This is a genomic window from Acidovorax sp. LjRoot117 (genome assembly GCF_964252695.1).
Lineage (GTDB): Bacteria > Pseudomonadota > Gammaproteobacteria > Burkholderiales > Burkholderiaceae_C > Acidovorax.
The window spans coordinates 202,273-227,650 of the sequence record NZ_CAXUPO020000004.1; the positions used below are offsets into that span (position 1 = coordinate 202,273).

The following is a 25,378-nucleotide window of genomic DNA, read 5'->3' on the forward strand; positions in this document are numbered from 1 at the left end:
GACGCGTCCCTGCCGGGGCCCGGGGCCGCACCCCTGACGACAGGACCCCCCACCATGCTGTCCCATGTATTCATCGGCGTGAACGATTTCGAGCGCGCCATGGCGTTCTACCGCCCGGTGATGGAGCGCCTGGGCCTGGCGCTGCGGTTTGCAGAGCCTGAACGGCCGTGGGCCGGCTGGCAGACGCCCGGCGTGGCGCGGCCGCTGTTCCTCATCGGCCGGCCTTTTGACGAGCAGGCCGCCCAGCCCGGCAACGGTGCCATGAACGCGCTGCTGGCTGCCGACCGGGCCACGGTGGACGCCGTCCACGCGCTGGCCCTGCGCCACGGCGGCAGCTGCGACGGGCCGCCGGGCCTGCGCCCGCACTACCACGCGAACTATTACGGTGCGTATTTCCGAGACCCGGACGGCAACAAGCTCTGCGTGTGCTGCCACGGGGCGGGCTGACCGCAGGATCTTCCGTCCGTACCGCCTGGGTTGAGGCTGGCAGGTCGCCGGCATGGCCGGCTTATTGCTTAACATCAGGGTAATCCCTAATGCGAGGCAGTCCCGTGGACGAATCCTGGAAACTCAGCTGGCAGCGCGCGCGCCACCACGAAGGCTTCACGCGCGGCGCGCGGGCCTTTTTCGCCCTGGCGGCGGTGCTGGCCTGCGGCTGGTGGGCCGAATGGCAGGCCGAACTCATGCCCGTGCTGCTGGGCGTGATCGCCAGCGCGCTCACCGAGACCGATGACAGCTGGCGGGGGCGCCTGCGGGCGCAGCTGCTGGCGCTGGGGTGCTTCGGCCTCATGGCGCTGGCGGTGTGGGCCACGGTGTCCTGGCCCTGGGCGCTGATGGGGGCCATGGTGGTGTCGGCCTGGGCGCTCACCCTGCTGGGCGCACTCAGCGAACGCTACCGCGCCATCGCGTTCGGCTCGCTCATCCTGTTCATCTACGCGGCCCTGGCCGCCGACGCCAGCCGCGCCGCGGCCGAGCAGGCCACGCCGCTGATGCTGGCCGGGGCGGCCTGGTACGGCGTGGTCTCGGTGGTCTGGAGCCTGGCCATGCCCCGGGCCCCGGTGCGTTTTCGGATGGCCAGGCTCTATGCGGTGCTGGGCGAATACCTGCGGCTGAAGGCCCTGCTGCTCGAGCCCGTGCGCGACGTGGACCTGGAGCGCCGCCGCATGGCGCTGGCCCTGCACAACGGCCGCGTGGTGGATGCGCTCAACGCCGCCAAGGAAAGCCTCATGAGCCGCATGGGCCGGGGCACGCCGCCGCCGTGGCTGCAGACGGCCATGCACCAGTACCTGGCCGCGCAGGACGTGCACGAGCGCGTGAGCTCGTCGCACGAGCACTACGACCTGCTGGCGCAGTCGTTCTTTCACAGCGACGTGCTGTACCGCTGCCAGCGCGTGCTCACGCTGCTGGGCGAGCAGGCGCTCAAGCTGTCGGTGGCGATGCAGGAGCAGTCGCGGCCGCAGCACTGGGGCGCCACGGGCCGCGCCATCGAGGACATGCAGGCGGCCATCGCCCACCAGGACGCGGCTGCGGCTGCGGCGCTCAATGCATCTGATGCTGCCAATACCCCGCCGCACCCCATGGCCCGCCCGCTGCGCTCGCTGCATGCGCTGGGCCACAACCTCACCGCCATGGCCGGCGTGTTTGCGGGCGCACTCGCGCTGCCGGCAGACCCGCAGGCCGACAGCGCGGTGGACCAGACGCTGTTCGACCGCGAGCCCCGCAGCCTGCGCGATGCCGGCTCGCGCCTGCGCGCGCAACTCAGTGCCCGCTCTGCCTGGCTGCGGCACAGCGTGCGCCTGAGCCTGTCGCTGGCCGTGGGTTTTGCCGTGATGCAGGCCACGGCCGACCCGCACGGCTACTGGATCCTGCTGACCATCGTGTTCGTGAGCCAGCCGCAGTACGCGGCCACCCAGACGCGGCTGCTGCAGCGCGCCAAGGGCACGGCCATGGGGCTGGCGCTGGGCTGGGCGGCGATCCAGCTCTTTCCGGGGGCGCTGGTGCAGGCGGCGCTGCTGGTGTTCGCCGGGGCGGTGTTTTTCGGCGCGCGGCACACGCGCTACACGCTGGCCACGGCGGCGGTCACCATGCTGTTGCTGCTGAGCTTTCAGCAGATGGGTACATCGCAGGGCGTCATCGCGGCGCGCCTGCTCGACACCGCCGTGGGGTGCCTGATCGCGGCTGCGGCGTCGTGGCTGGTGTGGCCGCACTGGCAGTCGCGCCAGTGGCCGCAGCTGGCCGCCCAGGTGCTGCAGACGCAGGCGCTGTACCTGCGCGCCATCCTGGCGCAGTACCACAGCGGCAAGTGCGACCACCTCGAATACCGCCTGGCCCGGCGCAACGCCCACAACGCGGACGCAGCGCTGTCCAACTCGTACAGCGCCATGCTCAAGGAGCCGTTGCGCGTGCGCGGCAATGCCGCGGTGATGGCGAGCTTTCTGTGCCTGTCGCACACGCAGCTCAACTACCTGTCGGCCCTGGGTGCGCAGCGCGGCGCGCAAGGCACGCAGCCGGTGGACGACGCCACACAGGCGCTGGCGCGCACGCTGCTGGTGTCGCTGCAGCAACTGTCGCAGGAGCTCGAGCGGGCGCAGCAGCAGTCGGGCGTGCGGCGGCGCCATGCGGTGGCAGCCCCTGCCGTCGAGCAGGTGCTGCGCGAGTTCGGCACGCCGCAGGCCGCCATGCCGCAGCCCCCAGCGAGCGCGCACAGCCTGATGGCGGCGCAGCTGCTGCTGGTGGGCAAGGTGTTTCCGCAGTTGCAGGCACATGCCCGGCAGCTGGTCGAGCCGGACGCCGGGGCCGCGGGGCGGGCCTGATCCATCTGCCCCCCATGAGAGCCAGGTTCGCGGGGGCTCCGGGCTGCAGCCGGTCAGCGGATGTGCTTAGCGAACTTGGCCGCAAAGGCCTGCGCAATGCTCAGGCCGCGCTGCCCGGGCACCAGCGTGGCCGTCTGGCCTGCGGCAAGCGTGCCCGGCTGGTCTACCGCCAGGTAGTAGCCGCAGCAGCCCGCGATCGCCATCGCGCGCCCGGCCTGTGCAAAACCCATCACGGCGTTGAACTTGGAGCAGGGCTCGCGCGGCGCCGTCACGCGCAGCACGCAGTCCGGGAAGTGCAGCTCGTCGCCCACGAAGATCTCGTGCTCCAGCGGTCCGTCCACCGTGAGGTTCTCCCCCACGAAGCCCGGCGGCAGCGCTTCGTCGAACAGGCTCACGCCGCGCTCCAGGCGCTGGGCCTGCCAGAACGCGTAGTGCACGGCCGGGTAGGCGTACACGGCCTTTTGCAGGCCGCCGTGGATGCTCAGCTCCACCTGCTCGTCGCCCTGCAGGCCCAGCGGGCCGGCAGGGACGGCACGCTGCACAGGCGACTTGCCGATGCCGGTGAGCAAAGAGCGCTCCCCCACGCGCAGGCGCCGGGCTGTGCCGATGTTGATGCTGCGGATGTGCATGAAAGAAAACGTACGGTAGCGGGTGGCGTGCCAGGGTGGCCGACGCGAAAGCGCCGCGCCCGGGGGCCGTGCGCTACAGCGGGTGCTCGGTGTAGAACCGACCGCCGTGGTACAGCAGCGGCGGCACGCCCGCGCGGTGGCTGCAGCGCTCCACCTCGCCCACGAAGATCACGTGGTCGCCTTCTTCATAGCGGCTGCGGTTGAAGCACTCGAAGGTGGCGGCAGCGCCTGCCAGCACCGGTGCGTTGCTGATCCCCGGGCTGTGGTCCACGCCTGTCCAGCGGTCCACCCCTTTGGAGGCGAAGCGCTCTGCCAGCGCCTTCTGGTCGGCCGCCAGCACGTTGATGGCGTAGTGCGAGCCGTTGGCAAAGGCCGGCATCGACGCGGCGGCTCGCGAGAGGCTCCAGAGCACCAGGGGCGGGTCCAGCGAGACGGAATTGAAGGAGCTCGCGGTGAGCCCTACCAGCGCACCGTCGTCGTTGCGCGCGGTGACGATGGTGACGCCGGTGGCGAACATGCCCAGCGCATCGCGGAATTCGCGGACGGAAAAGCTGGGAGGGCGGGCGAGGGCAGGGCGGGGCAAGGGCAGGTTCACAACAGCAGCGGCACGGCGAAGGCGCAAGGGCCAGAGCAGCCATTATGAAACGTGCCCTGTAACCGTGCCGTGCCGAGGGCTGCGCAGCCGCCGCGGCACCCGCCCACGCTGGCGGCTCGAAGGGCCTTGCACCGCGTATCGGGGCCCTGTCGGGCTGACTGCCGATAATCAGGGCATCCCCGCGGCGGTGCCCCTTTGGCTGCCCCGGGCGCCGTCCTCTTCTTTTCTGGATTCCGACCGCATGGCCCTTCTTCCCACCTTCACCACCCTGGGCTCCGGGCCCACCGTGCTGATGCTGCACGACGCCGACGGCGACCACGTCACCTTCGCCCCGCAGGTCGAGGCCCTCGCGACCGCCGGGTACCGCGCCGTGGCCTGGAACATGCCGGGCTACGGCCGCAGCGCGCCCATCGAGCCCTACAGCTTCAAGGGCCTGGCCGAGAGCTGCCTGTTGCTGATCGATGCCTTGAAGTGCAGCTCGGTGTCGTTGGTGGGCCATGGCATGGGCGCCATGGTGGCGCTGGAAGTGGCGGTGCGCAAACCGGCGGCAGTGCGGCGTCTGGTGCTGTGCGCCGGTGGCCCGGCCCTGGATGCGCAGGCCACGCAGGACTGGGTGGAGCCCCGGCTGGCGGCGCTGCAGGCGCTGGAGCAGGGCGGCAGCATGGAGCAGCTGGCGCACACGTTGGTGCCGCGGTTCATCGGTACCGGTGCGCTGCCCGAGGGCGCGCGGCTGGCCACCCATGCGCTGTCGCAGGTGTACCCCGGCGCCTACCGGCGCGCACTGCAGGCGCTGGGCACCTTCGACCGGGGCGCTGCGGCGCTCCAGTCGTTGAGCGTGCCGACCTTGCTGGTGGGGGGCGGCCAGGACCGGTGCACCCCGCCCGAAGCCTTGCAGGCGCTGGCCCAGGTGATGCCGGATGCCGAGCACCTGAACCTGCCGCACGTGGGCCACTGGCCACAGCTGGAAGACCCGGAGAACTTTGACGGCGCGCTGCTGGAGTTTCTGGTGCGCCCGCGGGTACTGCATTGACCTGACGCCGGTTGAACGCCCGCCCGGGCTGCGTGGCCACGGAGGCGCTTGTGCGCCACCGTGCGGCGCGCGTCCGGGCACCGGGTGTGCACTGGCATGATGGCCGCCCTCTACCTATGTGGTTCCTGCTCAAGAAAATCCTGTCCGCGGTGCTGATGCCCCCGGTGCTCAGCATCGTGCTGGCCTTTGTCGGCCTGTGGATTGCGCGGCGCCACCGTCGCACGGGCCTGCTGATCGCGGTTCTGTCGCTATTGTCCGTGTTGGCGCTGTCCTGGCCGCCGGTGTCGGGCGCGCTGGTGCGCAGCCTGGAGCGCTATCAGCCCATCGTGCAGGCGGACCTCGCCCGTGCCCAGGCCATCGTGGTGCTGGGCGGCGGGCCCGATGCCACGGCGCCCGACAACGGCACCGATGTGCTCAGCCGCGGCGCGCGCGAGCGGCTGCGCTACGCCGTGGCGCTGCAGCGGCAGACCGGGCTGCCGCTGCTGGCCACCGGCGGCTCGTTCGGCGGTGCCCGGGCTGAAGCACTGGTCATGAAGGACGTGGCCGAGCATGAGCTGCGCGGCCGCGTGCGCTGGACCGAAGTGCATTCGCTCGACACGCAGGGCAATGCGGCGAATTCCGCGCCCGTGCTCAAGGCCGCGGGCATAGAGCGCATCGCGCTGGTGACCCACGGCTGGCACATGGTGCGCGCGGCCGATCTGTTCCGGCGCCAGGGGCTCGACGTGCTGCCTGCGCCCATGGGGCTCACCTACACATCGTCCCACCGTCTGCAGCGGCTGCTGCCGCGCGCATCGGCGCTGGCGGACAGCAGCCTGGCGCTGCACGAGTGGCTGGGCATTTTGGCGCAGCGCGGGGGCGCGTGGGTGCGCAGGGTGGCGGGCTCCGCCTGAGCCTGCAGTCTAGGTGAGTGGCGTGGGTGGCGTGGGTGGCGTGGGTTGCGTGGGCGGCAAAGTCCAGCCCCGGGCCAGGAGCTTCTGCTGCAGATCGGCCAGTGCGTTCGCCGCGCCGGCGTGCTGCTCCAGTTCGATGTGGATGCTGTTTTGCGGCTTCTCTGGCTCCCACAGGTCACCGCGCACCCTGCAGATGGCCTGCCCCAAGGCCGCACCGCCATGCGCCTGCCAGTAGAAGTCGTAGCTCTGGTTGGCGCCATGGCGCTCGATGAAGCGCGGTGCGTGTGCGCCCAGCGTGTCGAACACCCGCTGTGCCGCGGACTGCAGCGCCAGCCCGGGCGGTGGCGGTAACAGCAGCAGCGTGAGGGTGGTCACCCGGTCACCATGTCGGCGTGCGTCAGGGGTTGTGCCAGCGTAGCCGGCGCCTCAAGCCGCGGCCAGGAACGTCGCCGCAGCGGCCACGGCCTGTGCATCTGCCTGCACGGCATTGGGCGGCCCGCCCTTGCCCCAGAGCGCGCCGCCCCAGGTCATCGACAGGAACTTGGCGCACAGCTCCACGGAGTCGATCATCGGCTGGGCCTTGGCCCGGTCGCCGCTGGTGGTGATGAGGGCCAGCGTCTTGGCGCCCATGGGCTCCTTGAACGCCAGGCCCGGCACGCGCATCCAGGCGCTCCAGTGGTCTAGATAGGTCTTGAGCGGCGACGGGATGCTGTACCAGTACACCGGCGCCACGAAGACGATGTGAGTGGCCGCGAGCGTGGCGTCCAGCAGGGTCTTCATGTCGCCTTCGGGCGGCGCATAGGTGCCTGAGGTGTGGCGCTGGTCCACGAAAGGCGGCAGGTCCATGCGCGCCAGGTGGTGCCAGGTTTGCGCGGTACCGGTGGGCAGCGCGGCGGCGGCCTGGCGGGCCAGCCACTCGGTATTGCCCGTGTGGCCCGGCTCGCGGGTGGAGGTGGTCAGAAAGAGGTAGTGCGGTGCTGAAGACATGGCGGGCATCGTAGCGAAACCCGTCTGTCTCTGCAGGCTCAGGCCGCAACCACGGCGCGGGGCGCGCGTGCTGCCTCGGTCCCCAGAAAGCCGAAGTTCATCGCGGGCCGTTCGCCGCAGATGAGTTCGGCCAGCGCCTTGCCGGAGCCTGCGCCGTGCGTCCAGCCCAGCGTGCCGTGGCCGGCATTGACCCAAAGCTTTCCCACGCGGGTCTGGCCGATGAAGGGGATGTTGGTGGGCGTGGCGGGGCGCAGGCCCGTCCAGTACTGCGGGTTGCCGCCTTCTTCGGGCGTGCGGGTGTCGCACACGCCGGGCAGGATGGTCTCGATGCGGCGCGACAGCATGTGGCAGCGGGCGCGTGCGAGGGTGCTGTCCAGCGACAGGTCGTAGCCATTGAGCTCGATGGTGCCCGCCACGCGCAGGTGGTTGCCCAGCCGGCTCATCGCGATCTTCTTGCCGTCGTCGATGGTCGACACCATGGGCGCGCCCTCGGGCTTGAGCAGCGGGAACGTGGCGCTGTAGCCCTTGCCGGGGTAGATGGGCAGGTCCACGCCCACGGTGCGCAGCAGCGGCGCGCTGTAGGAGCCGCAGGCCACCACCACGGCATCGCCCTTCACTATGAAGTCTTTTTTGCCGCCACCGCTTGTCTGGCGTGCCATGACAGCTACTGAATCGATAGCATCTCCGATCTTGTTGAGGCGCAGCACGTCGTGGCCGTACAGGAACTGCGCGCCACGCTCCAAGCAGCGGCGGGCCAGCTCCTGCGTGAACATGCGGGCATCGCCGCTCTCGTCGGTGCTGGTGTAGGTGCCGCCGGTGATCTTGTCGCCGTAGGCCTTGAAGGCGGGCTCGATCTGCAGCAGCTCGTCGCGGCTCACCAGGCGGCGCTGCACGCCGTGCCGGCGCATGAGCTCCACCGCGTGGCCGGCGGCGTCGAACGATTTCTGGTCGGTGTAGAAGTGGGCAATGCCGCGCTCCAGGCGGTTGTATTCGATGCCCGTGGTGCTGACCAGGTCCTTGAGCGCCGCATGGCTGTACGCGCCCAGCGCCACGATCTGCTGCACATTGCGCTCGAACGCCGCATCGTTGCACTGCGCGAGGAACTGCAGGCCCCAGCGCCACTGCTGCCAGTCCAGGTGCGGGCGAAACAGCAGTGGTGCTTCGTTGTCGAACATCCACTTGAGCGCCTTGAGCGGCGCATCGCGGTTGGCCCAGGGCTCGCAGTAGCTCACCGAGATCTGCGCGGCATTGGCAAAACTGGTCTCCAGCGCCGCATCGGGCTGGCGGTCGACCACGACGACCTCATGGCCCCGTTCGAGCAGGTGCCAGGCGGTGCTGATGCCGATGATGCCGGCGCCCAGGATGATGGTTTTCATGGGGCGCAGTGTGATCCACATTGCGTTCCACTAAAAGCAAAATTAAACTTACTCCAAAAACATCAGCAGGCCTAATGAAGCGGGCCGCGCTGCACCCGGTTCATACGCTGTCACATCATGAGCACCTACGACCCCGCCGCCCTGGAATGCCTTGCCGCCATCGTCGAAGAGGGCGGCTTCGAGCGCGCGGCGCAGCGCCTGAACGTGACCCAGTCCGCCGTCTCGCAGCGCCTGCGCGCGCTGGAGGCGCAGGTGGGCTCGGTGCTCATCGTGCGCAGCCGGCCGCTGCGGCCCACCTCGGCGGGGCAGTTGCTGCTCAAGCACACCAAGCAGCTGCGCCTGTTGCGCGCCGACCTGGAGCGCGACCTGCACGAGCTGGCACCGAGCGCGCCGGGCGGCACGCGCGAGGACGAGCGCATCTCCATCGCCATCAACGCCGACAGCATCGCAACCTGGGCCATGGGGGCGCTGCACGACCTGGTGTGCCAGCGCCTGCCGCTCGAAATCATCGTGGACGACCAGGACTTCACGCAGGAGTGGCTGCGCTCGGGCCAGGTGCTGGGCTGCGTGACCACGCTCAAGCAGGCGCTGCGCGGCTGCAAGATGGTGCCGCTGGGCGCCATGCCCTATGTGGCGGTGGCGGCCACCCGCTATGCCGAGCAGCACCTGCCCCAGGGGCTCACACCCCACAACTTCCGCGAGGTCTCGTTCCTGTCCTTCAACCGCAAGGACGACATGGCCGCCGAGTTCGTCGCCCGGGCCTTTGGCTTGAAGCGTGTGGCCCTGAACCACCTGTTCGTGCCGGGCTCGGAGGCGCAGTTGCGGGCCGTCGCCGCGGGCTGGGCGGTGGGGGTGATCCCCGAACTGCTCGCCCGCCCCGCCATCGCGGACGGCAGCCTGGTCAACGTGGCGCCGGGCCGCTCGTTGCCCATCCAGCTGTACTGGCACTGCTGGAACCTGGAATCGGAATTGCTAGATGCCTTGACCGCCGCGCTCACCACCGCCGCAGCGCATTCGCTGGTGCCATGACGGGGGAGGGGAGGCTGCGGTGCCCGGTTGCCGGCCTTGCGATGCCGGTTATGTCGTGAACGACGTAGTTGCATTGCAACTTGGTCATTTATTTTTCTACCGGAATGTATAAAATGGACGGCATGCAAACGCAGCCCACCAAACCGTCGTTCAAGGAGCAGATGCACCAGGCCCGCGAGGAAGCCATCCTGCGATCCACCTGCCAGCTGCTCGGCGAAAAAGCTTTCGACGCCATGACCATGGACGACGTGGCCAACGCCGTGGGCATCGCCAAGGCCAGCCTGTACAAGCATTTCTGCAGCAAGGAAGAGCTGTGCAGCGCCGCCATGGTGCAGATCCTGGGGCGGGTGAAGGCCTACCTGGCCAGCCTCCCGCAGGAGATGCCGCCGGTGGAGAAGCTGCAGGCGCTGGTGCGCTGGTCGCTGGAGCGCCTGCTGACCAACGAAATGCCGCTGCTGCCCAGCCGCAACTCCACGCTGCGCGCGGTGCTGATGGCCAACAAGGACTACCTCGACGGCCTGGTCACCGTGAGCGACCAGATCGGCGAGTGGATCACCGTGGCCCAGTCGCAGGGCCTGATCAACCCCACGCTGCCGCCGCTGGTGGTGCTCTACACGCTGTACGCCCGCGCCTGCGACCCGGTGGTGAGCTTCCTCAAGGAAGGCGGCCAGTATTCGGACGCCGAGATCATCGACCTGGTGGTGCGCACCTGCTTCGAAGGGCTGGCGGCACGCTGAGACGCCCCGCATCGACGAAAAAAAGCCCGGCTTGCCGGGCTTTTTGCTGCGTGGCTGGCCCCGATGGCAGGCCAGACCTCGGGGTGGTCACTTGGGCATGAGCACGGTGTCGATGGCGTGGATCACGCCGTTGCTGGCCGGCACGTCGGTCGCGATGACCTTGGACTGGTCCACCATCACGCCCATGCTGGTGGACACGGTGAGTTCCTGGCCCTGCACGGTCTTGACCTTGCCGGCCTTCACATCCTTGGCCATGACCTTGCCGGGCACGACGTGGTAGGTCAGCACCTTGGTCAATGCGGCCTTGTCGGCCAGCAGGCCGTCCAGGGTGGCCTTGGGAATCTTGGCGAATGCTTCGTCGGTGGGCGCGAACACCGTGAACGGGCCCGGGCCCTTCAGGGTGTCCACCAGCCCGGCTGCCTGCACGGCTGCGACCAGCGTCTTGAAGTTGCCGGCCTTCACGGCGGTATCAACGATGTCCTGCGCCATGGCGCTGAAGGTGGCGCCAGCAGTCAGGGCGATTGCGATCAAGGTCTTCTTCATGGGTCGTTCCTCTCGGTTTCGATGGAAATGACACGCCAAGATGGGCGTGGCGCGACTGTATAACCAATTGGTCTCAAAGTAAACCAATTGGTTATTCAATGACCGATTGGTAAATTTTGGACACAAAAAAGCCCCGCCAGGGCGGGGCTGCGTTGGGCGCGGAAGCTCAGCGCACCAGGAGCACCGGCACCTTGCTGTGCGCCAGCACCTGGGTGGTCACCGAGCCCATGACCAGCGTGGCCAGCGCGCCGTGGCCATGGGAGCCCATCACCAGCAGGTCGAACTTGCCCGAGTCCGCGACCTTGGCGATGGACTCGCCGACCGCGCCGACCTTGACGCTGCGCTTGGCTTCGATACCGTGGCGGCCGAGGAACTTGCACACGGGGGCGAGGACTTTCTCGGCTTCTTCGGCGTGGTAGTTGTCCACCACGTCCTTGCCCAGCGCGGAGCGTGCGCGGGCGGGCAGCGGGGCCTGCACGGTGAGCACGGTGTACTGGTGGTTGCCGCTGAGCAGTTCCTCGTGGGTGGCGAGGTAGGCCAGCATTTTCTTGGTGTACGCGCTGCCGTCGACAGCAAGCAGGATGTTCATGAGGTGCTCCAGAAAAAGGGATGGGGTCAGACTACTGCGCGGGGACTTCTGTTGTCTTGACCTGGGTCATGCTTTTTCTCCTGCGCTGGCGGTGCCTCATGGCACCGTCAAGCCCATCATACGGTGACGCAAAAATGCGGCTCGAACGCAGCCTGCTCGCCCTTGCGGGCATAGCCCAGCGGGTTGGCCACCACGCGGCACTGCCAGGGCAGCCCGTTGTCGCGCACGCCCCGCACCAGGTAGTCGCTGGGGGCGTGCAGGTGCCCGTGCAGCCAGAGCTGGGCCTGGGGCAGCAGGGCATCGAGCGCATTGCAAAAGCCTGCGGTGCCGGGCACCAGGCCGTAGCGCGGGTCGGCGCTTTTCAGGCTGGGCGCGAAGTGCGTGACCACGACCGTGGGGCCGTCGAAGGGCGTGGCCAGTGCCGCCGTGAGCCAGGCCTGGCTGGCCAGGGCTTCCTCGCGCATGGACTCTGCCAGAAAGGGCTCGCCCTGGCGCGTGCCGCCCGTCTTGCGCAGGTAGAAGTTTGCGGCGCGGAAGGCCTTGTCGCGGTGCTTCAGGCGGCGGGTGATGTCGGTCGTGCCTTCATGGTCGGCCAGGGCGTCGAAGTCGCACCAGAGCGTGGCGCCGACAAAGCGCACGCCCTGCAGCTGCAGCGTTTCACGCTCCAGCCACACAATGCCCAGCCCCTCGCAGGTGCGGCGCAGGCGGGCGTGGGCTTCGTCGAAATCCTGCGCGTCGTACTCGTGGTTGCCGGGTACGAAGAGCACCGGCGTGGGCCAGCCCGCGTACTGGGGCAAGGGTGAAAAGCGCGCCAGGCCGAAGTCGTCGTCGGCCAGCAGGGAGCCGGTCTGGTAGGAGCCCACGTCCCCGGCCAGCACCAACACGTCGGCACCGGGCGCAGGTTCGGGCTTGAAATGGGGGTGGACTTCCAGGTGCAGGTCGGACAGCAGTTGAATCTTCATGGACCGGGCAGTCTACGTCCTCGCGCTGAGGGTCAGGCTTCGGGGAAGGTCCGCCGGGCCGACCGGGCCAGGGCCTGCAGCAGCCACGTCATGGCGGTCTGCTGGGCGCTGCGGCGGCGCCACAGCGCATCCACGTGCACGGGCGGCACGTCCAGCGGCAGGGTGCGCTGCACCAGCGCATCGGCAATGCCCGTCACCGGAACGAAGTGGCGCGGCAGCACGGTGAGCAGGTCCGAGCCCGACACCACCCGTCCGGCCGTGAAGAACTGGTTGACGGTGATCACCACCTTGCGCTCGCGCCCCAGCGACGCCAGGGCCTCGTCGATGAAGCCGAACGGCCGGCCCGAGAAGCTCACCAGCATGTGGCGGGCCTCGCAGTAGGCGTCCAGCGTCAGGGGCGCGGTGGCCAACGGGTGGCCCTGGCGCATCACGCACACGTATTCGCCGTCGTACAGACGCCGGCTCTCGAAAGCCACCGCATCGCCCGACTGGGCGCGTGCCGTCAGGTCCGCCAGCACGGCGGGGAAGTAGCCCACGGCCATGTCGGCCGCCTCGTCATCGAGCAGGCGCCGCGGGTCGCGCGTGGTCAGGGGCAGCACGCGGATGGCGATGCCGGGCGCCTCGCGCTCGATGATCTCGACCAGCGCCGGCACCAGCGTGGCCGCGGTGGCGTCGGCCATGGCCAGCACGAAGGTGGATTCGGCCGTGGCAGGGTCGAACCGCCCGGGCGAAAAGGACTCCTGCAGCTGCGCCAGCGCCTCGCGCACCGGGGGCCACAGCGCCAGCGCACGCGCGGTGGGCTCCACCCCCTGGCCGCTGCGCACCACCAGCTCGTCGCCCACCACGTCCCGCAGGCGGCGCATCGCGTTGCTCACGGCGGGCTGGGTGATGGACAGCTTGTGGGCGGCGCGCGTCAGGCTGCGCTCGGCCATCACCTCGTCGAAAACACGCAACAAGTTGAGGTCGAGGGAGCGGAAGTTCAAAGGTGTCATGGTTTTGCCTGCCAGCAATTATCACCAATGTGAATATCCATGATTCAAAATATAAACTTGAATGCTGAAAGGGTAAACCCTAATATCACCCCATCGCCCGGCAATCACGCCACAAGCGTTAGAAAAGGGAAACCGAAATGACCACCTTCGCACACGTTGACTACCCCACCGAACACCTTGGCGTTGTACGCGCCGAAAACGCCGCCGCTGCCCTGAAGCGCGCTGCCACCCAATTTGACGGCGCCCGTGGCGCTGCCACCCTCCTGCTGGCTGCCGTGGTGTCCGCACTGCTGGTGGTAGCCCACCAGGTGGTCGACACCTGGACTGAAGGCCACCTGCTGGCTGCCTGGATGGTGCTGTGGCTCGTCGCCTTCGCCGCCCTGGCCCTGCTGACGTCGCCAGCCCGCCGCGCCAGCGCTGTCCTGCGCGTGGCTGGCAAGGCCTTTACCGAAAACCGCCGCCGCGCTGCCGAAGACGAGCGCACCTGGCAAGTCGCCATGAAGGACCCCCGCATCATGGCTGAACTGAACCACGCCATGGGCATCGCCACGGTGAGCGACATCCGCAAGTACTACTGAGATGGACCGTGCGGCCAGGCCGCACGATCCGCCGAACTACTTTGAAAGCCGTGGCGTTCGCGCCACGGCTTTTTTTGTGCCCCGAGGCTTGGCGCGGCACGCGCCCGAGGCGCATACGGGAAAGGCAGGCATCAAAAAAAACCGCCCGGTCACCAGACGGGGCGGTTTTCAGGGGCGGGGCTGACCCGGCTGCGGGGCCGGGCAGGCTACCGGATCAAGCCGCGAGGCGCTTTTCCAGGGCGGCCTTGGTATCGAGCAGCGCCTTGGGCAGGTGGTACGCCAGTTGCTCGAAATGCGCGTCGTGCAGCTTGAACTCCTCGGCCCAGGCGGCCTTGTCGATGTGCGTCACGGCTTCGAACTGCTGGGCATTGAAGTCGATGCCTGTCCAGTTGATCTCGGCGTACTGGGGTGCCACACCGAACATCGTCTCCGTGCCCTGGGCCGTGCCTTCGATGCGGTCGATCATCCACTTGAGCACGCGCATGTTGTCGCCGTAGCCGGGCCAGACGAACTTGCCGGCCTCGTCCTTGCGGAACCAGTTCACGCAGAAGACCTTGGGCAGCGGCTTGCCGGTGGCGGCGATCTTGCCTTCCATGTCGAGCCAGTGCTGGAAGTAGTCGCTCATGTTGTAGCCGCAGAACGGCAGCATGGCGAACGGGTCGCGGCGCACCACGCCCTGGGCGCCGAAGGCGGCGGCGGTGGTCTCCGAGCCCATGGTCGCGGCCATGTACACGCCTTCCGTCCAGGTGCGGGCTTCCGTTACCAGGGGCACGGTGGTGGAGCGGCGGCCGCCGAAGATGAACGCGTCGATCGCGACGCCGTTGGCGTCGTCCCACTGCGCATCGAGCGCGGGGTTGTTGGCGGCAGCCACCGTGAAGCGGGAGTTGGGGTGGGCGGCCTTGGCGCCGGTTTCCTTGGCGATCTGGGGCGTCCAGTCCTTGCCTTGCCAGTCGATCAGGTGGTCGGGCAGCTTGCCGGTGTCCTTTTCCATGCCTTCCCACCACACGTCGCCGTCGTCCGTGAGGGCCACGTTGGTGAAGATCACATCCTTGTCCAGGCTCTTCATGCAGTTGGGGTTGGTGTGCATGTTGGTGCCGGGGGCCACGCCGAAGTAGCCGGCTTCGGGATTGATGGCGACCATCTTGCCGTCGGCGTTGGGCTTGATCCAGGCGATGTCGTCGCCGATGGTGGTGACCTTCCAGCCGGCAAAGCCTGCCTCGGGCGGCACCAGCATCGAGAAGTTGGTCTTGCCGCAGGCGCTGGGGAAGGCCGCAGCCACGTGGTACTTCTTGCCGGCGGGGTTGGTCACGCCCAGGATGAGCATGTGCTCGGCCAGCCAGCCCTGGTCGCGGCCCATGGTCGATGCGATGCGCAGGGCCAGGCACTTCTTGCCCAGCAGCGCGTTGCCGCCGTAGCCCGAGCCGTACGACCAGATCTCGCGCGTTTCGGGGTAGTGCACGATGTACTTGACCTTGGGGTTGCAGGGCCAGCTCGTGGTGTCCTTCTCGCCGTCGGCCAGGGGGGCGCCCACGGTGTGCATGCAGGGCACGAACTCGCCTTCCACGCCCAGCACGTCGTACACGGCCTTGCCCATGCGGGTCATCAGGCGCTGGTTCACGGCCACGTAGGCGCTGTCGGTCAGCTCTACGCCGATGTGGGCGATGTGGCTGCCCAGCGGGCCCATGCTGAAAGGCACCACGTACATGGTGCGGCCCTTCATGCAGCCGTCGAACAGGGGCTGCAGCGTGGCGCGCATCTCGGCGGGGGCCATCCAGTTGTTGGTGGGGCCGGCGTCTTCCTTGGCGGCCGAGCAGATGTAGGTGCGGTCTTCCACGCGGGCCACGTCCGACGGGTCGGACCAGGCCAGGAAGCTGCCAGGGCGCTTGGCGGGGTTGAGCTTCTTGAAGGTGCCGGCATCGACCAGCTGCTGGCACAGGCGGTCGTACTCTTCCTTCGTGCCATCGCACCAGTAGATGCTTTCGGGCTTGCACAGGGCGGCCATGTCGGCCACCCAGGCGAGCAGCCGGGCGTTCTTCACGTAGGTGGGGGCGTTGAGATTCAGGCCCTGCATGGTGGGTGCGTTCATCGGGAGCTTCCTAAGTTAAAAAACAGTTTTTTCAAAGGAAGCGAACCCGGTGGTACGCGGCAAGGCCTGGCGCAGGTGCGATGCTGAGCGCTGCCTTTGAAAAAACGGCTTTCGTGCTCAGTCGGCGGGCGGGCGCAGGGGTCAGCCCCACGGTGTGGCGGCTATTCCACGGAGTCCGCGGGTCGGCTGGGATGTCAATTTTATGAATCTGCTGCCGACTTGTCTGTCAGACTCGGCCCAAAATTATGCAAAAGATGCATGGGGTTATGCGGCCAAAAACCGGCGCGCGCAACGCCAGTGCCCCGTGGAGCTGGCAGCCAGGTCACTGCGGATGCGCCCCTTCGGCGGCGCAGGCCCGCGGCTCCGAGCCTGCCTGCACAGGCGTGGACAGGCACAGGAGGCCGCCCTTTGACGCGCGCCACCGAGGCGCCGCAGGCGACTCAGGGGGTCTTCTGTCCACTCCAGCGCTCGTACCCGGCCTTGCGCAATTCGCAGGCGGGGCAGGTGCCGCAGCCATGCCCCCAGGCATGCAGCGTGCCGCGCACGCCGTGGTAGCAGGTGTGCGACTCGGTGATGATCAGGTCCACCAGCGCGTCCCCACCCAGGGTGCGGGCCAGCTCCCAGGTGTCGGCCTTGTCCAGCCACATGAGCGGCGTGTCGAACGTGAAGCGCTGCCCCATGCCCAGCGACACGGCCACCTGCAGGGCCTTGAGCGTGTCGTCGCGGCAGTCGGGGTAGCCTGAAAAGTCGGTCTCGCACATGCCGCCCACCAGGGTGTGCAGGCCGCGCCGGTAGCCCACCGCAGCCGCCAGGTTGAAGAAAAGCAGGTTGCGGCCGGGCACGAAGGTGTTGGGCAGCCCGGCGGCCGTCATCTGGATCTCGGCATCGCTGGTCAGCGCGGTGTCGCTGATGTGGCCCAGCACGGCCAGGTCGAGCATGTGATCCTCGCCGAGGCGCTCGCGCCACTGCGGAAAACGCTCGCGCATCTGCGCCAGCACCGTCTGGCGCGCCTGCAGCTCCACATGGTGGCGCTGGCCGTAGTCGAAGCCGATGGTCTCCACATGGGCGAACTGGGTGAGCGCCCAGGCCAGGCAGGTGGTGGAGTCCTGTCCACCGGAGAAAAGAACGAGGGCGTGTCCGGGTCGCATGGCAAGGCTCCTGGCGTGGGCAAAAAAAAGCCCCGCAGCGCGGGGCTTGTGGCGATGTTCCGGTGGCTCAGGCCATGTACACGGCGATGAACGCCAGCAGGAAGATCAGCACGCCGCCCACCACGGGCAGCACGACCGGGGCCACGTGGACCACGTTCTCCACGGGGTCGTGGGGGTGGGATTCGGCGGGTGCGTGTGCGGTGTTGTGTTCGGACATGGGGCGGCTCCAGATGCTTAAAACTTGCGCAATTCTAGCCGCGAGCGGCGCGCACTCCAAACGGCGGGACCGGTTCGCCGTGCCGCAGAGGATCACGCGTGCGCAAACCCCTGCCCATCGCCGGCCGGTTCTCAGATCAGCGCCGCCTCCATGCCCGCCTCGCGCAGGCGACCCAGCACATCGTCGATGTGCGTCTTGCCCCGGGTCTGCAGCACGAGTTCGATCTCCACGTTCTGCGCCGCCAGCATGGTGAAGGCGCGCTGGTGGTGCACTTCTTCGATGTTGGCGCCCGCGTCGGCCACGGTGGCCGTGATGCGCGCCAGCACGCCGGGCACGTCGCGCGCGCTGACCTTGATGCGCGCCAGGCGGCCGGACCGCACCATGCCGCGCTCGATGATCGCGGCCAGCAGCAGCGGGTCGATGTTGCCGCCGCACAGCACCAGGCCCACGCGCTTGCCCTTGAAGCGCTCGGGGTAGCGCAACAATGCGGCCAAGCCCGCAGCGCCCGCGCCTTCGACCAGGGTCTTCTCGATCTCCAGCAGCATCAGCACGGCCTGCTCGATGTCGCCTTCATCCACCAGCACCAGGTCGTCCACCAGGCGCTTGACGATCTCCTGCGTGATCTTGCCGGGCGTGCCCACGGCGATGCCTTCGGCGATGGTGGATGTGCCCTGCGGGTGGCGGGTGCCCTGGACCGCATTCACCATGGCCGGAAAGCGCGTGGTCTGCACGCCCACGATCTCGATGCCGGGCTGGATGGCCTTGGCCGCCGTCGCCACGCCCGAGATCAGCCCGCCGCCGCCCACCGCGATCACCAGCGTGTCCAGGTCGGGCACGGCCTGCAGCATCTCCAGGCCCAGCGTGCCCTGGCCGGCCGCCACGCCTTCATCGTCGTAGGGGTGCACGAAGGTCAGCCCCTGCGCATCGGCCAGCGCATAGGCATGGGCGCGGGCTTCTTCCAGCGTATCGCCATGCAGCACGACCTCGGCGCCGAAGCCGCGGGTGCGCTCCACCTTCACGCCGGGCGTGAAGCGCGGCATCACGATCACCGCGCGCAGCCCCAGGCGCTGCGCATGGTAGGCCACGCCCTGCGCGTGGTTGCCGGCGCTCATGGCCACCACGCCGCGGGCGCGCTCTTCGTCGGACAGCAGCGTGAGCCGGTTGCACGCGCCGCGCTCCTTGAAGGACGCGGTGAACTGCAGGTTCTCGAACTTGAGGAACACCTGCGCCCCCACGATCTGCGAGAGCGTTTTCGATTCGACGCACGGGGTATCGAGCACATGGCCCTGCAGGCGGGTGGCGGCGTCGCGGATGTCTTGGAGGGTCAGCATGGCGCCATTGTGGCGCAGCCCGGGGCGCGGTGGCCGCAGGGCGGGTGCGCCATCACACGTCGACCGCGTCCATGCTGGTGGCCCTGGCCCGCAGCCTCTCCATGCATTCCGCATCCGGGAACTCCACCACCTCATACCGCGGCAGCACATACGGCAACCGCTGGGCACCGGAGCCTGCGATCTCCAGAAAGTCCGCCATGGTGACGATCAGCGGATCTGCACCTTCCCCTTCACTCAGCAGGACCAGATCCGCCGTGGGCAGCCAGGTATGGACGTCCCGAGGCAGGACGGCGTAGCTGATGAGCTGCCCGTCTGCAGACCTTTCCACCAGCGTGTGCGTGGCAACGAACACATCCGTGCCCGCCTGCTCTTGCGCGATGTCCATCGCCTGCTTCTGCTCGGCGTAGCCGCTGGCCAGAAGCTCGCGCTGCAAACGCTTCAGCGCCTGCCCCGCCTCGCCGGGTGGCGTCCACGGGGCCCAGGTCTTGTCGGTCAGGGTGAACATGTCGGCGGACAAGGGCCGCGATTCCTCGAAGAGGATGCGGCGGGCCTGGCCGACCATCTCGATCAAGGCGGCTTCGTTGTCTGCGCCGCAGACCAGCAGGCAACTGCGGTTGGGCACCATCGCCACCGGCTGCGCGCCAACGGGCAACTGCCAGACCAGCTCGTGCACCAGGATGCGTGCGGCGTCGTAGTAGTCGCCGTAGTGCGACCCGAACAGCCCGCGGCTGATCTCATGGAACGCGGGAGCCGCCTGGTGGCGAAGGTTGTCGACGGCCACCAGCAGCACTTCGTCGAATGTCTTGTTCCAGCGCTTCAATGCATCGTCGCCGATCTGCTTGATGTTCAGCTCGCTGTCGATGGCCAAGGCAATGCCCAGGTCGTCCGACAAGGGGCGAAAGCACATGATGTCCGACAGTGCTTTTTCATCGCCTGCATCGATGCGCATCAGATCCACGCCCGACAGGTTTCTCAGCACGGGCAGCAGCCGGTCCTTGACCTCTTCGTAGACATCCTCCGAGCTGCCTGCAGACACCATGCCCCGGACGAAGCGGTCCAGCTGCTGCTGTCGCATCGCCGGGTCGGCACGGCGGTAGTCCGTGAAGATGTTGTGCAGATTGATCAACAGCCCGTCGGACTGCCGGATCTGGAATCTTTCCCGGTCCAGCGTGAAGGTGTGTTCTGGCCAGGTGCGCCGCAGTGCCTCCAGCGCGATGTCGGCGAACTTGTCTGCGCTGAGGGGGCGGTGAAAGAGATTCTTGAAGAAATTGAGCACGGTGTCTGGCAGTGGGTGTGGCGATAGAGGCGCCCGGGGGCATGCCAGGCGCCGATGCATCGGCAACGGTGCAGCACCGGGCCGCGCCTGCGTGGTGTGGGGCCGTGCCCCACCGCGCAGGGCTCGGCCCCGGGTGCGGGTTGCCCGAGAGGCACCCGCCACACCAAAGACGCTGCGTGTTTACTGGGGCACGCCGAACTGGGAGATGTGTTCGATGTGCTGCTGCAAGGCGGATGCATTGCCCGAGCCCACTTCCGCATTCTTGTACAGCAGGCCGGTGCCCACACCCTTGGGCGTGGTCAGGCGGCGGATGTACAGCGTCTGCTGTGCGCTGTTGGCAGACGCCACCGAGTAGCCTTCGCCTTCGTTCACGCTGTAGATGAAGACATAGGTGCGCACGACCTGGTTGCTGGAGTTGATCTTGATGCACAGCACATTGCCGCTCAGTGCGCCACGCACCTGATGCTCGCAACCGAAACTCTGGGCGGTGTTGGCCATCAGGCCGTTGCCGTTGCTGGTCGCGCCCAGGTTGGTGTTGAATTCCACCAGGTCCGACTGCAGGCCTTCGCTGCCGATGGAGTTCAGCGTCCAGAAGCCGCGCAGGCTCTCCGCCACGGCGCCGTAACCGAAGTTGAAGCGTGCAATCGCCACTTCGGGCTCGTTCGGAAAGGTGATGAACCCCGTGGTGCCCGTGGTGAATCGCACGGTCACGTTGCCCGGGCTTCCTGCCGCCGTGCCCGAGCGGGCACCACTGCCGAAGAACCGGCCGCCGGTGTACTTGTTCAGCGGTGCCGTCACCTTGTTGTCCACCATGTCGCCCACGGCGAGGTAGAAGGTCGACTGGCCGCTGTTCTCGTACGCATACATCTGCATCACCAGCGTGGTGTTCTGCACGTCGATGCCGAAGCCCCGGCCGGGCTTGCCGTCCATCTCCGACGTCACGATCCAGGTACCCGCTTGGGGGGAGAACGCCTGCGCCAGACCTGCACCCAACAGTGCGACGACCCCCAGAATTTTCTTGAACATCCGCGTCTTTCTCATTGGTTGAACCTCCCTTCGAGGCGAGGAAGGTTATAGCCGATCCGCAAGACGGTCTCTGCCTGCAACGGCAGGAGACACTGCCGAATGCCCGGCACCGGGCGATGAAACCCAACGCGGCATCAGGGCTTCAACCCCGGGCGATCAGGCGTTCGTGCACACCCTGAGCACCTCCGCCCCGTAGGCATCGAGCTTCTTCGCGCCCATGCCGCTGATGCCCTGCAGGTCGTCCAGCGTGGTCGGGTTGCGCTCGGCAATTGCCGCCAGCGTGGCGTCGTGAAAGATCACGTACGCCGGCAGGTTGTGCTCGCGCGCGACTTCGGCGCGCCAGGACTTGAGGTTGATGAAGCGCACCTGGGCGTCCGGGCCCAGGTTGGCGGCGGCGGCCGGAGGGGCGCTGCCCTTGCGGGCGCGCTTGGCCGGTGCGGACGACACCGATTCGCGCAGCTGCACCGGCACCTCGCCCTTGAGCACGGCGCGCGAGCCTTCGGTGAGGCACAGGGTGTCGAAGCTGTGGCCGCTGTCCAGCATCAACTTCTGCAGGCCCAGCGCGCCGGTGGCGATCAGCTGGCGCAGCACGCCGCGCAGCTGGGGCTCGGTCAGGTCCGCGCCGATGCCGAAGGTAGAGATCTTCTCGTGCCCGAACTGCGCGACCTTCTCGGTCTTCTTGCCGCGCAGGATGTCCATGATGTGCCCCGTGCCAAAGCTGATGCCGCTGGCCTGGTTCACGCGGTAGATGGTGGACAGCAGCTTGCGCGCGGCATCGGTGGCATCCCACACCGCGGGCGGGCTGATGCAGTTGTCGCAGTTGCCGCAGGGCGTGGACTGTTCGCCGAAGTAGGCCAGCAGCCGCACGCGGCGGCAGTCGGTGGCCTCGGCCAGCGCCAGCAGCGCGTCGAGCTTGCCGCGCAGCGCCTGCTTGAACTCCTCGCCCGCCGGGCTCTCGTCGATCATGCGGCGCTGGTTGACCACGTCGTTCAGGCCATAGGCCATCCAGGCATCGGCATTCAGGCCGTCGCGGCCCGCGCGGCCGGTCTCCTGGTAGTAGCCCTCGATGTTCTTGGGCATGTCCACGTGCGCCACGAAGCGCACGTCGGGCTTGTCGATGCCCATGCCGAACGCGATGGTGGCCACCATCACGATGCCCTCTTCGCGCAGGAAGCGGTCCTGGTTCTTCTGGCGCACCTTGGTATCGAGGCCCGCGTGGTAGGGCAGGGCGTTGACGCCCGCGTCGCTCAGCGTGGCCGCCAGCTCTTCCACGCGCTTTCTGGACTGGCAGTACACCACGCCGGCTTCGCCCGCATGCTCGCGCTCGATGAAGCGCAGCAGCTGCGTGGTGACGTCCTTTTTTTCCTCGATGCGGTAGCGGATGTTGGGCCGGTCGAAGCTGCTGATGAACAGCCGCGCGTCTTCCAGCTGCAGCCGCTCGATGATGTCGGCGCGCGTGAGGTCGTCGGCCGTGGCCGTGAGCGCGATGCGCGGCACGCCCGCATAGCGCTCGTGCAGCACCGTGAGCGCCCGGTACTCGGGGCGGAAGTCGTGGCCCCACTGGCTCACGCAGTGCGCCTCGTCGATGGCAAACAGGCTCAGCACGCCCTGCTGGTACAGGTCGTCCAGCAGACCGAGGAAGCGCGGCGTGTTCAGCCGTTCGGGCGCGGCATACAGCAGCGTGATGGCGCCCGTCTGCAGGCGAAACTCCACGTCCTGCGCTTCGTCGTAGCTCAGCGTGGAGTTGAGGAACGCCGCCTCCACGCCCGCCTCGTGCAGCGCGCCCACCTGGTCGTGCATCAGCGCGATCAGTGGCGAGATCACGATGGTCACCCCGCGCCCCTGCTGCTGGCGCACGATGGCCGGCACCTGGTAGCACAGGCTCTTGCCGCCCCCGGTGGGCATCAGCACCAGCGCGTCGCTCCCGCCGATCACATGCTCGACGATGGCCTGCTGCGGGCCGCGGAACTGCTCGTAGCCGAAGACGTCCTGCAGGACGGTGTGGGCGGGGGATGCGGAGGGGGCGGAGGACAGGCGGGAGGACGACAACGGATACTCTGAATTTGATAGCTGCCAGCGCTTGCCTGGCAAGCGGTAGAGGCCAATTGGATCAATATTTCGCGGCAGGCGCGCCCGCAGGCGAAGGGGCTATTGTGCGCCGGGCACCGCGCACGTCCCCACAGCCGGCATCAGGACCGCCGCGGCCAAGCCCCGCAAGGGCCCCGGCCGCGGCACAGCGGCTGGCGGGGCGCCGTGGCCGGGGCGAAAAAAAACCGGCTCCACAGAGCCGGTTTTCAGGACACGGGAAGACCCGGTTCAGTAGCGGCCGCCGCCGAAGCCGCCGTTGCCGTAGCCCACGTCCGAGCGCTTGCCGGCGTTGTAGCCTGCGTCGCTGTAGCCACCCGAGCTGCGGTTGTCTTCGCGTGGGCGGGCCAGGTTCACGACGATGGAGCGGCCGTCGACCGACATGCCGTGCAGCGCGGTGATGGCGGCCTGGGCGACTTCGGCGTTGGCCATTTCGACAAAGCCGAAGCCCTTGGAGCGGCCGGTTTCGCGGTCCATCATGACCTTGGCGGAAGACACGCCGCCGAACTCGGCGAAGTTGCTTTCCAGGCTGGAATCGGTCACGGAGTAGGGCAGGTTGCCCACATAGATCTTGGTGCTCATGGGAGAGTCTTTCTAAAGGATGGCGCGCAGCGAAGGGCGTACCGTTGGGGTGGGTGTGCGGACCGGGAGGAGCCCGCAACCACGGGGGAGGCGGATGGAATCTGCAGCGTGCAGACCATCAGCACATCGGAGGGTGCGGCATGCACGCCTGCAGCCAGCCCTGGGTGACTGCGAACAGCCGGGCGGCTTCGCGCGATGCAAAGACCTTGTCAAAACGGAACACGCGGCAGTAGCTGCCCTTGCTCTCTGAACGATGGACCGAGAAGGAGGCGCGGAAGCGGCCGCAGTCGGTCGGGTGTGTCGCGGGCGAAACGACGTACTTGCCCATGGAAATGGCGGTCTGTGAAATCTGGTTCATTCAATATCGCAGGCGGAACATTGGCCTGCGTGAGCATCAAGGGGCTCGGCGGGCTGCAGCTCTAGCAGGCCCACTGGGGCGACACATGTCGCACAACGCACCTGCAGTGGCAAAGACGTGTTGCTAGCGGTCTTTGAGCAGGCGTTGCTGCGGCGGCGCGGCTTGGAAGCCGTGACTGCAGCAAGGCAAATTATATCCCATTGGAATTTAAAAGTCGATCAATATTATTGATGGTTCTAAAAAGCGCCGGGTGCGTCCTGGAAGGTTTTTCTACCGGTTTCCGCACTCCGGGCACTGCAGCAGCCCTGCACACCGCCCTGTGGGCCCCGGCTTTCTACAATACGGGGCTATGCAAGCCCTTCACTACACCCGCGCCGCGCAGCTGCCCGACATCCTTGCCCAACGCATCGTCATCCTCGACGGCGCCATGGGCACCATGATCCAGCGCTTCAAGCTGGGCGAGGCGCAGTACCGGGGCGAGGGCTACAGCGGCCCCGGCGGGGCGGGCGACCGGTTCACAGACTTTGCGTACGACGTCAAGGGCAACAACGAGCTGCTCTCGCTCACCCGGCCCGACGTGATCAGCGACATCCACGAGCGGTACCTCGCCGCCGGCGCCGACCTCATCGAGACCAACACCTTCGGCGCGACCACCATCGCGCAGGACGACTACCACATGGCCGGGCTGGCGCGCGAGATGAACCTGCGCTCCGCCCAGCTCGCCCGCGCCGCCTGCGACAAGTACAGCACGCCCGACAAGCCCCGTTTCGTGGCCGGCGCCCTGGGCCCCACGCCCAAGACGGCCAGCATCAGCCCTGACGTGAACGACCCGGGCGCGCGCAATGTCGACTTCGAGCAGCTGCGCGCCGCGTACTACGAGCAGACCGAGGCGCTGGTCGAGGGCGGCTCCGACGTGCTGCTGGTCGAGACGATCTTCGACACGCTGAACGCCAAGGCCGCGCTGTTCGCCATCGACGAGTACTTCGAGAACAGCGGCCAGCGGCTGCCGCTCATCATCAGCGGCACGGTCACCGACGCGTCGGGCCGCATCCTGAGCGGCCAGACCGTGACCGCCTTCTGGCACAGCGTGCGCCATTCGCGCCCGCTGGCCATCGGCCTGAACTGCGCCCTGGGCGCTACGCTGATGCGCCCCTACATCCAGGAGCTCAACCGCGTGGCCGAGGACACCTTCATCAGCTGCTACCCCAACGCCGGCCTGCCCAACCCCATGAGCGACACCGGCTTCGACGAAACCCCCGAGATCACCAGCCGCCTGGTGCACGAGTTCGCGGCCGAGGGGCTGGTCAACATCCTGGGCGGCTGCTGCGGCACCACGCCGGACCACATCGGCGCCATCGCCAAGGCGGTGGAGACCGTGCCCACGCGCAAGATGTTCTACCCCGCCGAAGCCTGATTTTTGGATGAAATAGGCTGCTACCGCTTGTTCGTCCAGCGGCAGTAGCTATAAAAACAGTAGCAACTGAAAACTGCTGCCGTGCGGTAGCGCATTGCCGGGCGA

Annotated in this window: 26 protein-coding genes; 8 read left to right on the forward strand and 18 right to left on the reverse strand. The window is 67.8% G+C overall.

From position 1 onward, the window contains the following. Nucleotides 1–54: 54 nt before the first annotated feature. Both ACSQ3D_RS14155 and yccS read left to right on the forward strand, forming a co-directional pair. Nucleotides 55–447 (forward strand): VOC family protein, encoded by a 393-nt coding sequence (locus ACSQ3D_RS14155; RefSeq protein WP_056163091.1) that lies wholly within the window; start codon nucleotides 55–57, stop codon nucleotides 445–447. Between the two features lie 104 nt (nucleotides 448–551). Next, a complete protein-coding gene (yccS, locus tag ACSQ3D_RS14160; RefSeq protein WP_436127330.1) occupies nucleotides 552–2,813 on the forward strand; it encodes a YccS family putative transporter in 2,262 nt (753 codons plus the stop codon). A gap of 53 nt (nucleotides 2,814–2,866) precedes the next feature. On the opposite strand, the gene ACSQ3D_RS14165 is transcribed toward yccS, so the two are convergent. Together ACSQ3D_RS14165 and ACSQ3D_RS14170 are read right to left on the reverse strand one after the other, a co-directional pair. Further along, on the reverse strand, nucleotides 2,867–3,442 hold the full coding sequence (locus ACSQ3D_RS14165) for an MOSC domain-containing protein (RefSeq protein WP_436127331.1): 576 nt from the start codon (nucleotides 3,440–3,442) through the stop codon (nucleotides 2,867–2,869). A gap of 73 nt (nucleotides 3,443–3,515) precedes the next feature. Then, nucleotides 3,516–4,037 carry a flavin reductase family protein gene (locus tag ACSQ3D_RS14170; RefSeq protein ID WP_436127454.1) on the reverse strand — a complete coding sequence of 174 codons (522 nt, stop codon included), beginning with the start codon at nucleotides 4,035–4,037 and terminating at the stop codon, nucleotides 3,516–3,518. Nucleotides 4,038–4,278: 241 nt separating this feature from the next. On the opposite strand from ACSQ3D_RS14170, the gene ACSQ3D_RS14175 reads away from it, so the two are divergent. Both ACSQ3D_RS14175 and ACSQ3D_RS14180 read left to right on the forward strand, forming a co-directional pair. Continuing rightward, nucleotides 4,279–5,067, forward strand: a complete 789-nt coding sequence (locus ACSQ3D_RS14175; RefSeq protein ID WP_056163105.1) for an alpha/beta fold hydrolase — start codon at nucleotides 4,279–4,281, stop codon at nucleotides 5,065–5,067. A 116-nt stretch (nucleotides 5,068–5,183) separates the two neighbouring features. Continuing rightward, a complete protein-coding gene (locus ACSQ3D_RS14180; protein ID WP_436127332.1) occupies nucleotides 5,184–5,957 on the forward strand; it encodes a YdcF family protein in 774 nt (257 codons plus the stop codon). Between the two features lie 9 nt (nucleotides 5,958–5,966). Here the strand turns inward: ACSQ3D_RS14180 and ACSQ3D_RS14185 are convergent, their stop codons facing one another. The 3 genes from ACSQ3D_RS14185 to ACSQ3D_RS14195 are packed head-to-tail and all read right to left on the reverse strand — an operon-like array spanning nucleotide 5,967 to nucleotide 8,320. Next, nucleotides 5,967–6,332, reverse strand: a complete 366-nt coding sequence (locus tag ACSQ3D_RS14185; protein WP_436127333.1) for a hypothetical protein — start codon at nucleotides 6,330–6,332, stop codon at nucleotides 5,967–5,969. A gap of 51 nt (nucleotides 6,333–6,383) precedes the next feature. Continuing rightward, nucleotides 6,384–6,944, reverse strand: coding sequence for a flavodoxin family protein (locus tag ACSQ3D_RS14190; RefSeq protein WP_436127334.1), 561 nt, complete (start codon nucleotides 6,942–6,944; stop codon nucleotides 6,384–6,386). 38 nt (nucleotides 6,945–6,982) lie between these two features. Beyond that, nucleotides 6,983–8,320, reverse strand: a complete 1,338-nt coding sequence (locus ACSQ3D_RS14195) for a D-amino acid dehydrogenase (protein ID WP_436127335.1) — start codon at nucleotides 8,318–8,320, stop codon at nucleotides 6,983–6,985. A gap of 117 nt (nucleotides 8,321–8,437) precedes the next feature. On the opposite strand from ACSQ3D_RS14195, the gene ACSQ3D_RS14200 reads away from it, so the two are divergent. Next, the gene (locus ACSQ3D_RS14200; RefSeq protein ID WP_056410413.1) at nucleotides 8,438–9,349 is read left to right on the forward strand and encodes a LysR family transcriptional regulator ArgP; all 912 of its coding nucleotides are present in this window, start codon (nucleotides 8,438–8,440) and stop codon (nucleotides 9,347–9,349) included. Nucleotides 9,350–9,462: 113 nt separating this feature from the next. Beyond that, the gene (locus ACSQ3D_RS14205; protein ID WP_156370394.1) at nucleotides 9,463–10,086 is read left to right on the forward strand and encodes a TetR/AcrR family transcriptional regulator; all 624 of its coding nucleotides are present in this window, start codon (nucleotides 9,463–9,465) and stop codon (nucleotides 10,084–10,086) included. Nucleotides 10,087–10,173: 87 nt separating this feature from the next. On the opposite strand, the gene ACSQ3D_RS14210 is transcribed toward ACSQ3D_RS14205, so the two are convergent. From ACSQ3D_RS14210 to ACSQ3D_RS14225, 4 genes are all read right to left on the reverse strand, one after another. Further along, complete coding sequence (locus ACSQ3D_RS14210) at nucleotides 10,174–10,629, reverse strand: fasciclin domain-containing protein (protein WP_396504285.1); 456 nt, start codon at nucleotides 10,627–10,629, stop codon at nucleotides 10,174–10,176. A gap of 166 nt (nucleotides 10,630–10,795) precedes the next feature. Then, nucleotides 10,796–11,218: a universal stress protein gene (locus ACSQ3D_RS14215; protein ID WP_436127336.1), complete on the reverse strand. Its 423-nt coding sequence runs from the start codon at nucleotides 11,216–11,218 to the stop codon at nucleotides 10,796–10,798. A 116-nt stretch (nucleotides 11,219–11,334) separates the two neighbouring features. Continuing rightward, a complete protein-coding gene (locus tag ACSQ3D_RS14220; RefSeq protein WP_436127337.1) occupies nucleotides 11,335–12,180 on the reverse strand; it encodes a metallophosphoesterase in 846 nt (281 codons plus the stop codon). 32 nt (nucleotides 12,181–12,212) lie between these two features. Further along, nucleotides 12,213–13,172, reverse strand: coding sequence for a LysR family transcriptional regulator (locus ACSQ3D_RS14225; RefSeq protein ID WP_056411561.1), 960 nt, complete (start codon nucleotides 13,170–13,172; stop codon nucleotides 12,213–12,215). Between the two features lie 137 nt (nucleotides 13,173–13,309). Between ACSQ3D_RS14225 and ACSQ3D_RS14230 the strand changes: the two genes are divergently transcribed. Beyond that, nucleotides 13,310–13,750: a hypothetical protein gene (locus ACSQ3D_RS14230; protein ID WP_056163122.1), complete on the forward strand. Its 441-nt coding sequence runs from the start codon at nucleotides 13,310–13,312 to the stop codon at nucleotides 13,748–13,750. 214 nt (nucleotides 13,751–13,964) lie between these two features. Here the strand turns inward: ACSQ3D_RS14230 and ACSQ3D_RS14235 are convergent, their stop codons facing one another. The 9 genes from ACSQ3D_RS14235 to ACSQ3D_RS14275 form a co-directional block, all read right to left on the reverse strand. Next, nucleotides 13,965–15,836, reverse strand: a complete 1,872-nt coding sequence (locus ACSQ3D_RS14235) for a phosphoenolpyruvate carboxykinase (GTP) (RefSeq protein ID WP_056410406.1) — start codon at nucleotides 15,834–15,836, stop codon at nucleotides 13,965–13,967. A 440-nt stretch (nucleotides 15,837–16,276) separates the two neighbouring features. Continuing rightward, nucleotides 16,277–16,984: a 7-cyano-7-deazaguanine synthase QueC gene (gene queC / locus ACSQ3D_RS14240; RefSeq protein WP_396504288.1), complete on the reverse strand. Its 708-nt coding sequence runs from the start codon at nucleotides 16,982–16,984 to the stop codon at nucleotides 16,277–16,279. 67 nt (nucleotides 16,985–17,051) lie between these two features. Further along, nucleotides 17,052–17,201 carry a hypothetical protein gene (locus ACSQ3D_RS14245; RefSeq protein WP_200912360.1) on the reverse strand — a complete coding sequence of 50 codons (150 nt, stop codon included), beginning with the start codon at nucleotides 17,199–17,201 and terminating at the stop codon, nucleotides 17,052–17,054. 131 nt (nucleotides 17,202–17,332) lie between these two features. Further along, on the reverse strand, nucleotides 17,333–18,532 hold the full coding sequence (locus tag ACSQ3D_RS14250; RefSeq protein WP_056163130.1) for a threonine ammonia-lyase: 1,200 nt from the start codon (nucleotides 18,530–18,532) through the stop codon (nucleotides 17,333–17,335). Nucleotides 18,533–18,584: 52 nt separating this feature from the next. Further along, on the reverse strand, nucleotides 18,585–19,808 hold the full coding sequence (locus ACSQ3D_RS14255) for a hypothetical protein (RefSeq protein ID WP_436127338.1): 1,224 nt from the start codon (nucleotides 19,806–19,808) through the stop codon (nucleotides 18,585–18,587). Nucleotides 19,809–19,988: 180 nt separating this feature from the next. Continuing rightward, nucleotides 19,989–20,834, reverse strand: a complete 846-nt coding sequence (locus tag ACSQ3D_RS14260; protein ID WP_436127339.1) for a hypothetical protein — start codon at nucleotides 20,832–20,834, stop codon at nucleotides 19,989–19,991. 156 nt (nucleotides 20,835–20,990) lie between these two features. Next, nucleotides 20,991–22,883 (reverse strand): DNA helicase RecQ, encoded by a 1,893-nt coding sequence (recQ, locus tag ACSQ3D_RS14265; protein ID WP_436127340.1) that lies wholly within the window; start codon nucleotides 22,881–22,883, stop codon nucleotides 20,991–20,993. Nucleotides 22,884–23,150: 267 nt separating this feature from the next. Beyond that, nucleotides 23,151–23,501, reverse strand: coding sequence for an RNA recognition motif domain-containing protein (locus ACSQ3D_RS14270; protein ID WP_056163143.1), 351 nt, complete (start codon nucleotides 23,499–23,501; stop codon nucleotides 23,151–23,153). Between the two features lie 118 nt (nucleotides 23,502–23,619). Then, the gene (locus tag ACSQ3D_RS14275) at nucleotides 23,620–23,859 is read right to left on the reverse strand and encodes a hypothetical protein (protein ID WP_200912359.1); all 240 of its coding nucleotides are present in this window, start codon (nucleotides 23,857–23,859) and stop codon (nucleotides 23,620–23,622) included. Nucleotides 23,860–24,208: 349 nt separating this feature from the next. On the opposite strand from ACSQ3D_RS14275, the gene ACSQ3D_RS14280 reads away from it, so the two are divergent. Beyond that, nucleotides 24,209–25,273, forward strand: a complete 1,065-nt coding sequence (locus ACSQ3D_RS14280) for a homocysteine S-methyltransferase family protein (RefSeq protein ID WP_056163146.1) — start codon at nucleotides 24,209–24,211, stop codon at nucleotides 25,271–25,273. Nucleotides 25,274–25,378: the final 105 nt, after the last annotated feature.

Bases quoted from the DNA above. Each gene is read 5' to 3' on its own strand.
- ACSQ3D_RS14155 (WP_056163091.1), top strand. From the start codon at position 55: ATGCTGTCCCATGTATTCATCGGCGTGAACGATTTCGAGCGCGCCATG.
- ACSQ3D_RS14165 (WP_436127331.1), bottom strand. From the start codon at position 3,442: ATGCACATCCGCAGCATCAACATCGGCACAGCCCGGCGCCTGCGCGTG.
- ACSQ3D_RS14175 (WP_056163105.1), top strand. From the start codon at position 4,279: ATGGCCCTTCTTCCCACCTTCACCACCCTGGGCTCCGGGCCCACCGTG.
- ACSQ3D_RS14180 (WP_436127332.1), top strand. From the start codon at position 5,184: ATGTGGTTCCTGCTCAAGAAAATCCTGTCCGCGGTGCTGATGCCCCCG.
- ACSQ3D_RS14190 (WP_436127334.1), bottom strand. From the start codon at position 6,944: ATGTCTTCAGCACCGCACTACCTCTTTCTGACCACCTCCACCCGCGAG.
- ACSQ3D_RS14195 (WP_436127335.1), bottom strand. From the start codon at position 8,320: ATGAAAACCATCATCCTGGGCGCCGGCATCATCGGCATCAGCACCGCC.
- ACSQ3D_RS14200 (WP_056410413.1), top strand. From the start codon at position 8,438: ATGAGCACCTACGACCCCGCCGCCCTGGAATGCCTTGCCGCCATCGTC.
- ACSQ3D_RS14205 (WP_156370394.1), top strand. From the start codon at position 9,463: ATGGACGGCATGCAAACGCAGCCCACCAAACCGTCGTTCAAGGAGCAG.
- ACSQ3D_RS14210 (WP_396504285.1), bottom strand. From the start codon at position 10,629: ATGAAGAAGACCTTGATCGCAATCGCCCTGACTGCTGGCGCCACCTTC.
- ACSQ3D_RS14215 (WP_436127336.1), bottom strand. From the start codon at position 11,218: ATGAACATCCTGCTTGCTGTCGACGGCAGCGCGTACACCAAGAAAATG.
- ACSQ3D_RS14220 (WP_436127337.1), bottom strand. From the start codon at position 12,180: ATGAAGATTCAACTGCTGTCCGACCTGCACCTGGAAGTCCACCCCCAT.
- ACSQ3D_RS14225 (WP_056411561.1), bottom strand. From the start codon at position 13,172: ATGACACCTTTGAACTTCCGCTCCCTCGACCTCAACTTGTTGCGTGTT.
- ACSQ3D_RS14230 (WP_056163122.1), top strand. From the start codon at position 13,310: ATGACCACCTTCGCACACGTTGACTACCCCACCGAACACCTTGGCGTT.
- ACSQ3D_RS14235 (WP_056410406.1), bottom strand. From the start codon at position 15,836: ATGAACGCACCCACCATGCAGGGCCTGAATCTCAACGCCCCCACCTAC.
- queC (WP_396504288.1), bottom strand. From the start codon at position 16,984: ATGCGACCCGGACACGCCCTCGTTCTTTTCTCCGGTGGACAGGACTCC.
- ACSQ3D_RS14245 (WP_200912360.1), bottom strand. From the start codon at position 17,201: ATGTCCGAACACAACACCGCACACGCACCCGCCGAATCCCACCCCCAC.
- ACSQ3D_RS14250 (WP_056163130.1), bottom strand. From the start codon at position 18,532: ATGCTGACCCTCCAAGACATCCGCGACGCCGCCACCCGCCTGCAGGGC.
- ACSQ3D_RS14260 (WP_436127339.1), bottom strand. From the start codon at position 20,834: ATGTTCAAGAAAATTCTGGGGGTCGTCGCACTGTTGGGTGCAGGTCTG.
- ACSQ3D_RS14270 (WP_056163143.1), bottom strand. From the start codon at position 23,501: ATGAGCACCAAGATCTATGTGGGCAACCTGCCCTACTCCGTGACCGAT.
- ACSQ3D_RS14275 (WP_200912359.1), bottom strand. From the start codon at position 23,859: ATGAACCAGATTTCACAGACCGCCATTTCCATGGGCAAGTACGTCGTT.
- ACSQ3D_RS14280 (WP_056163146.1), top strand. From the start codon at position 24,209: ATGCAAGCCCTTCACTACACCCGCGCCGCGCAGCTGCCCGACATCCTT.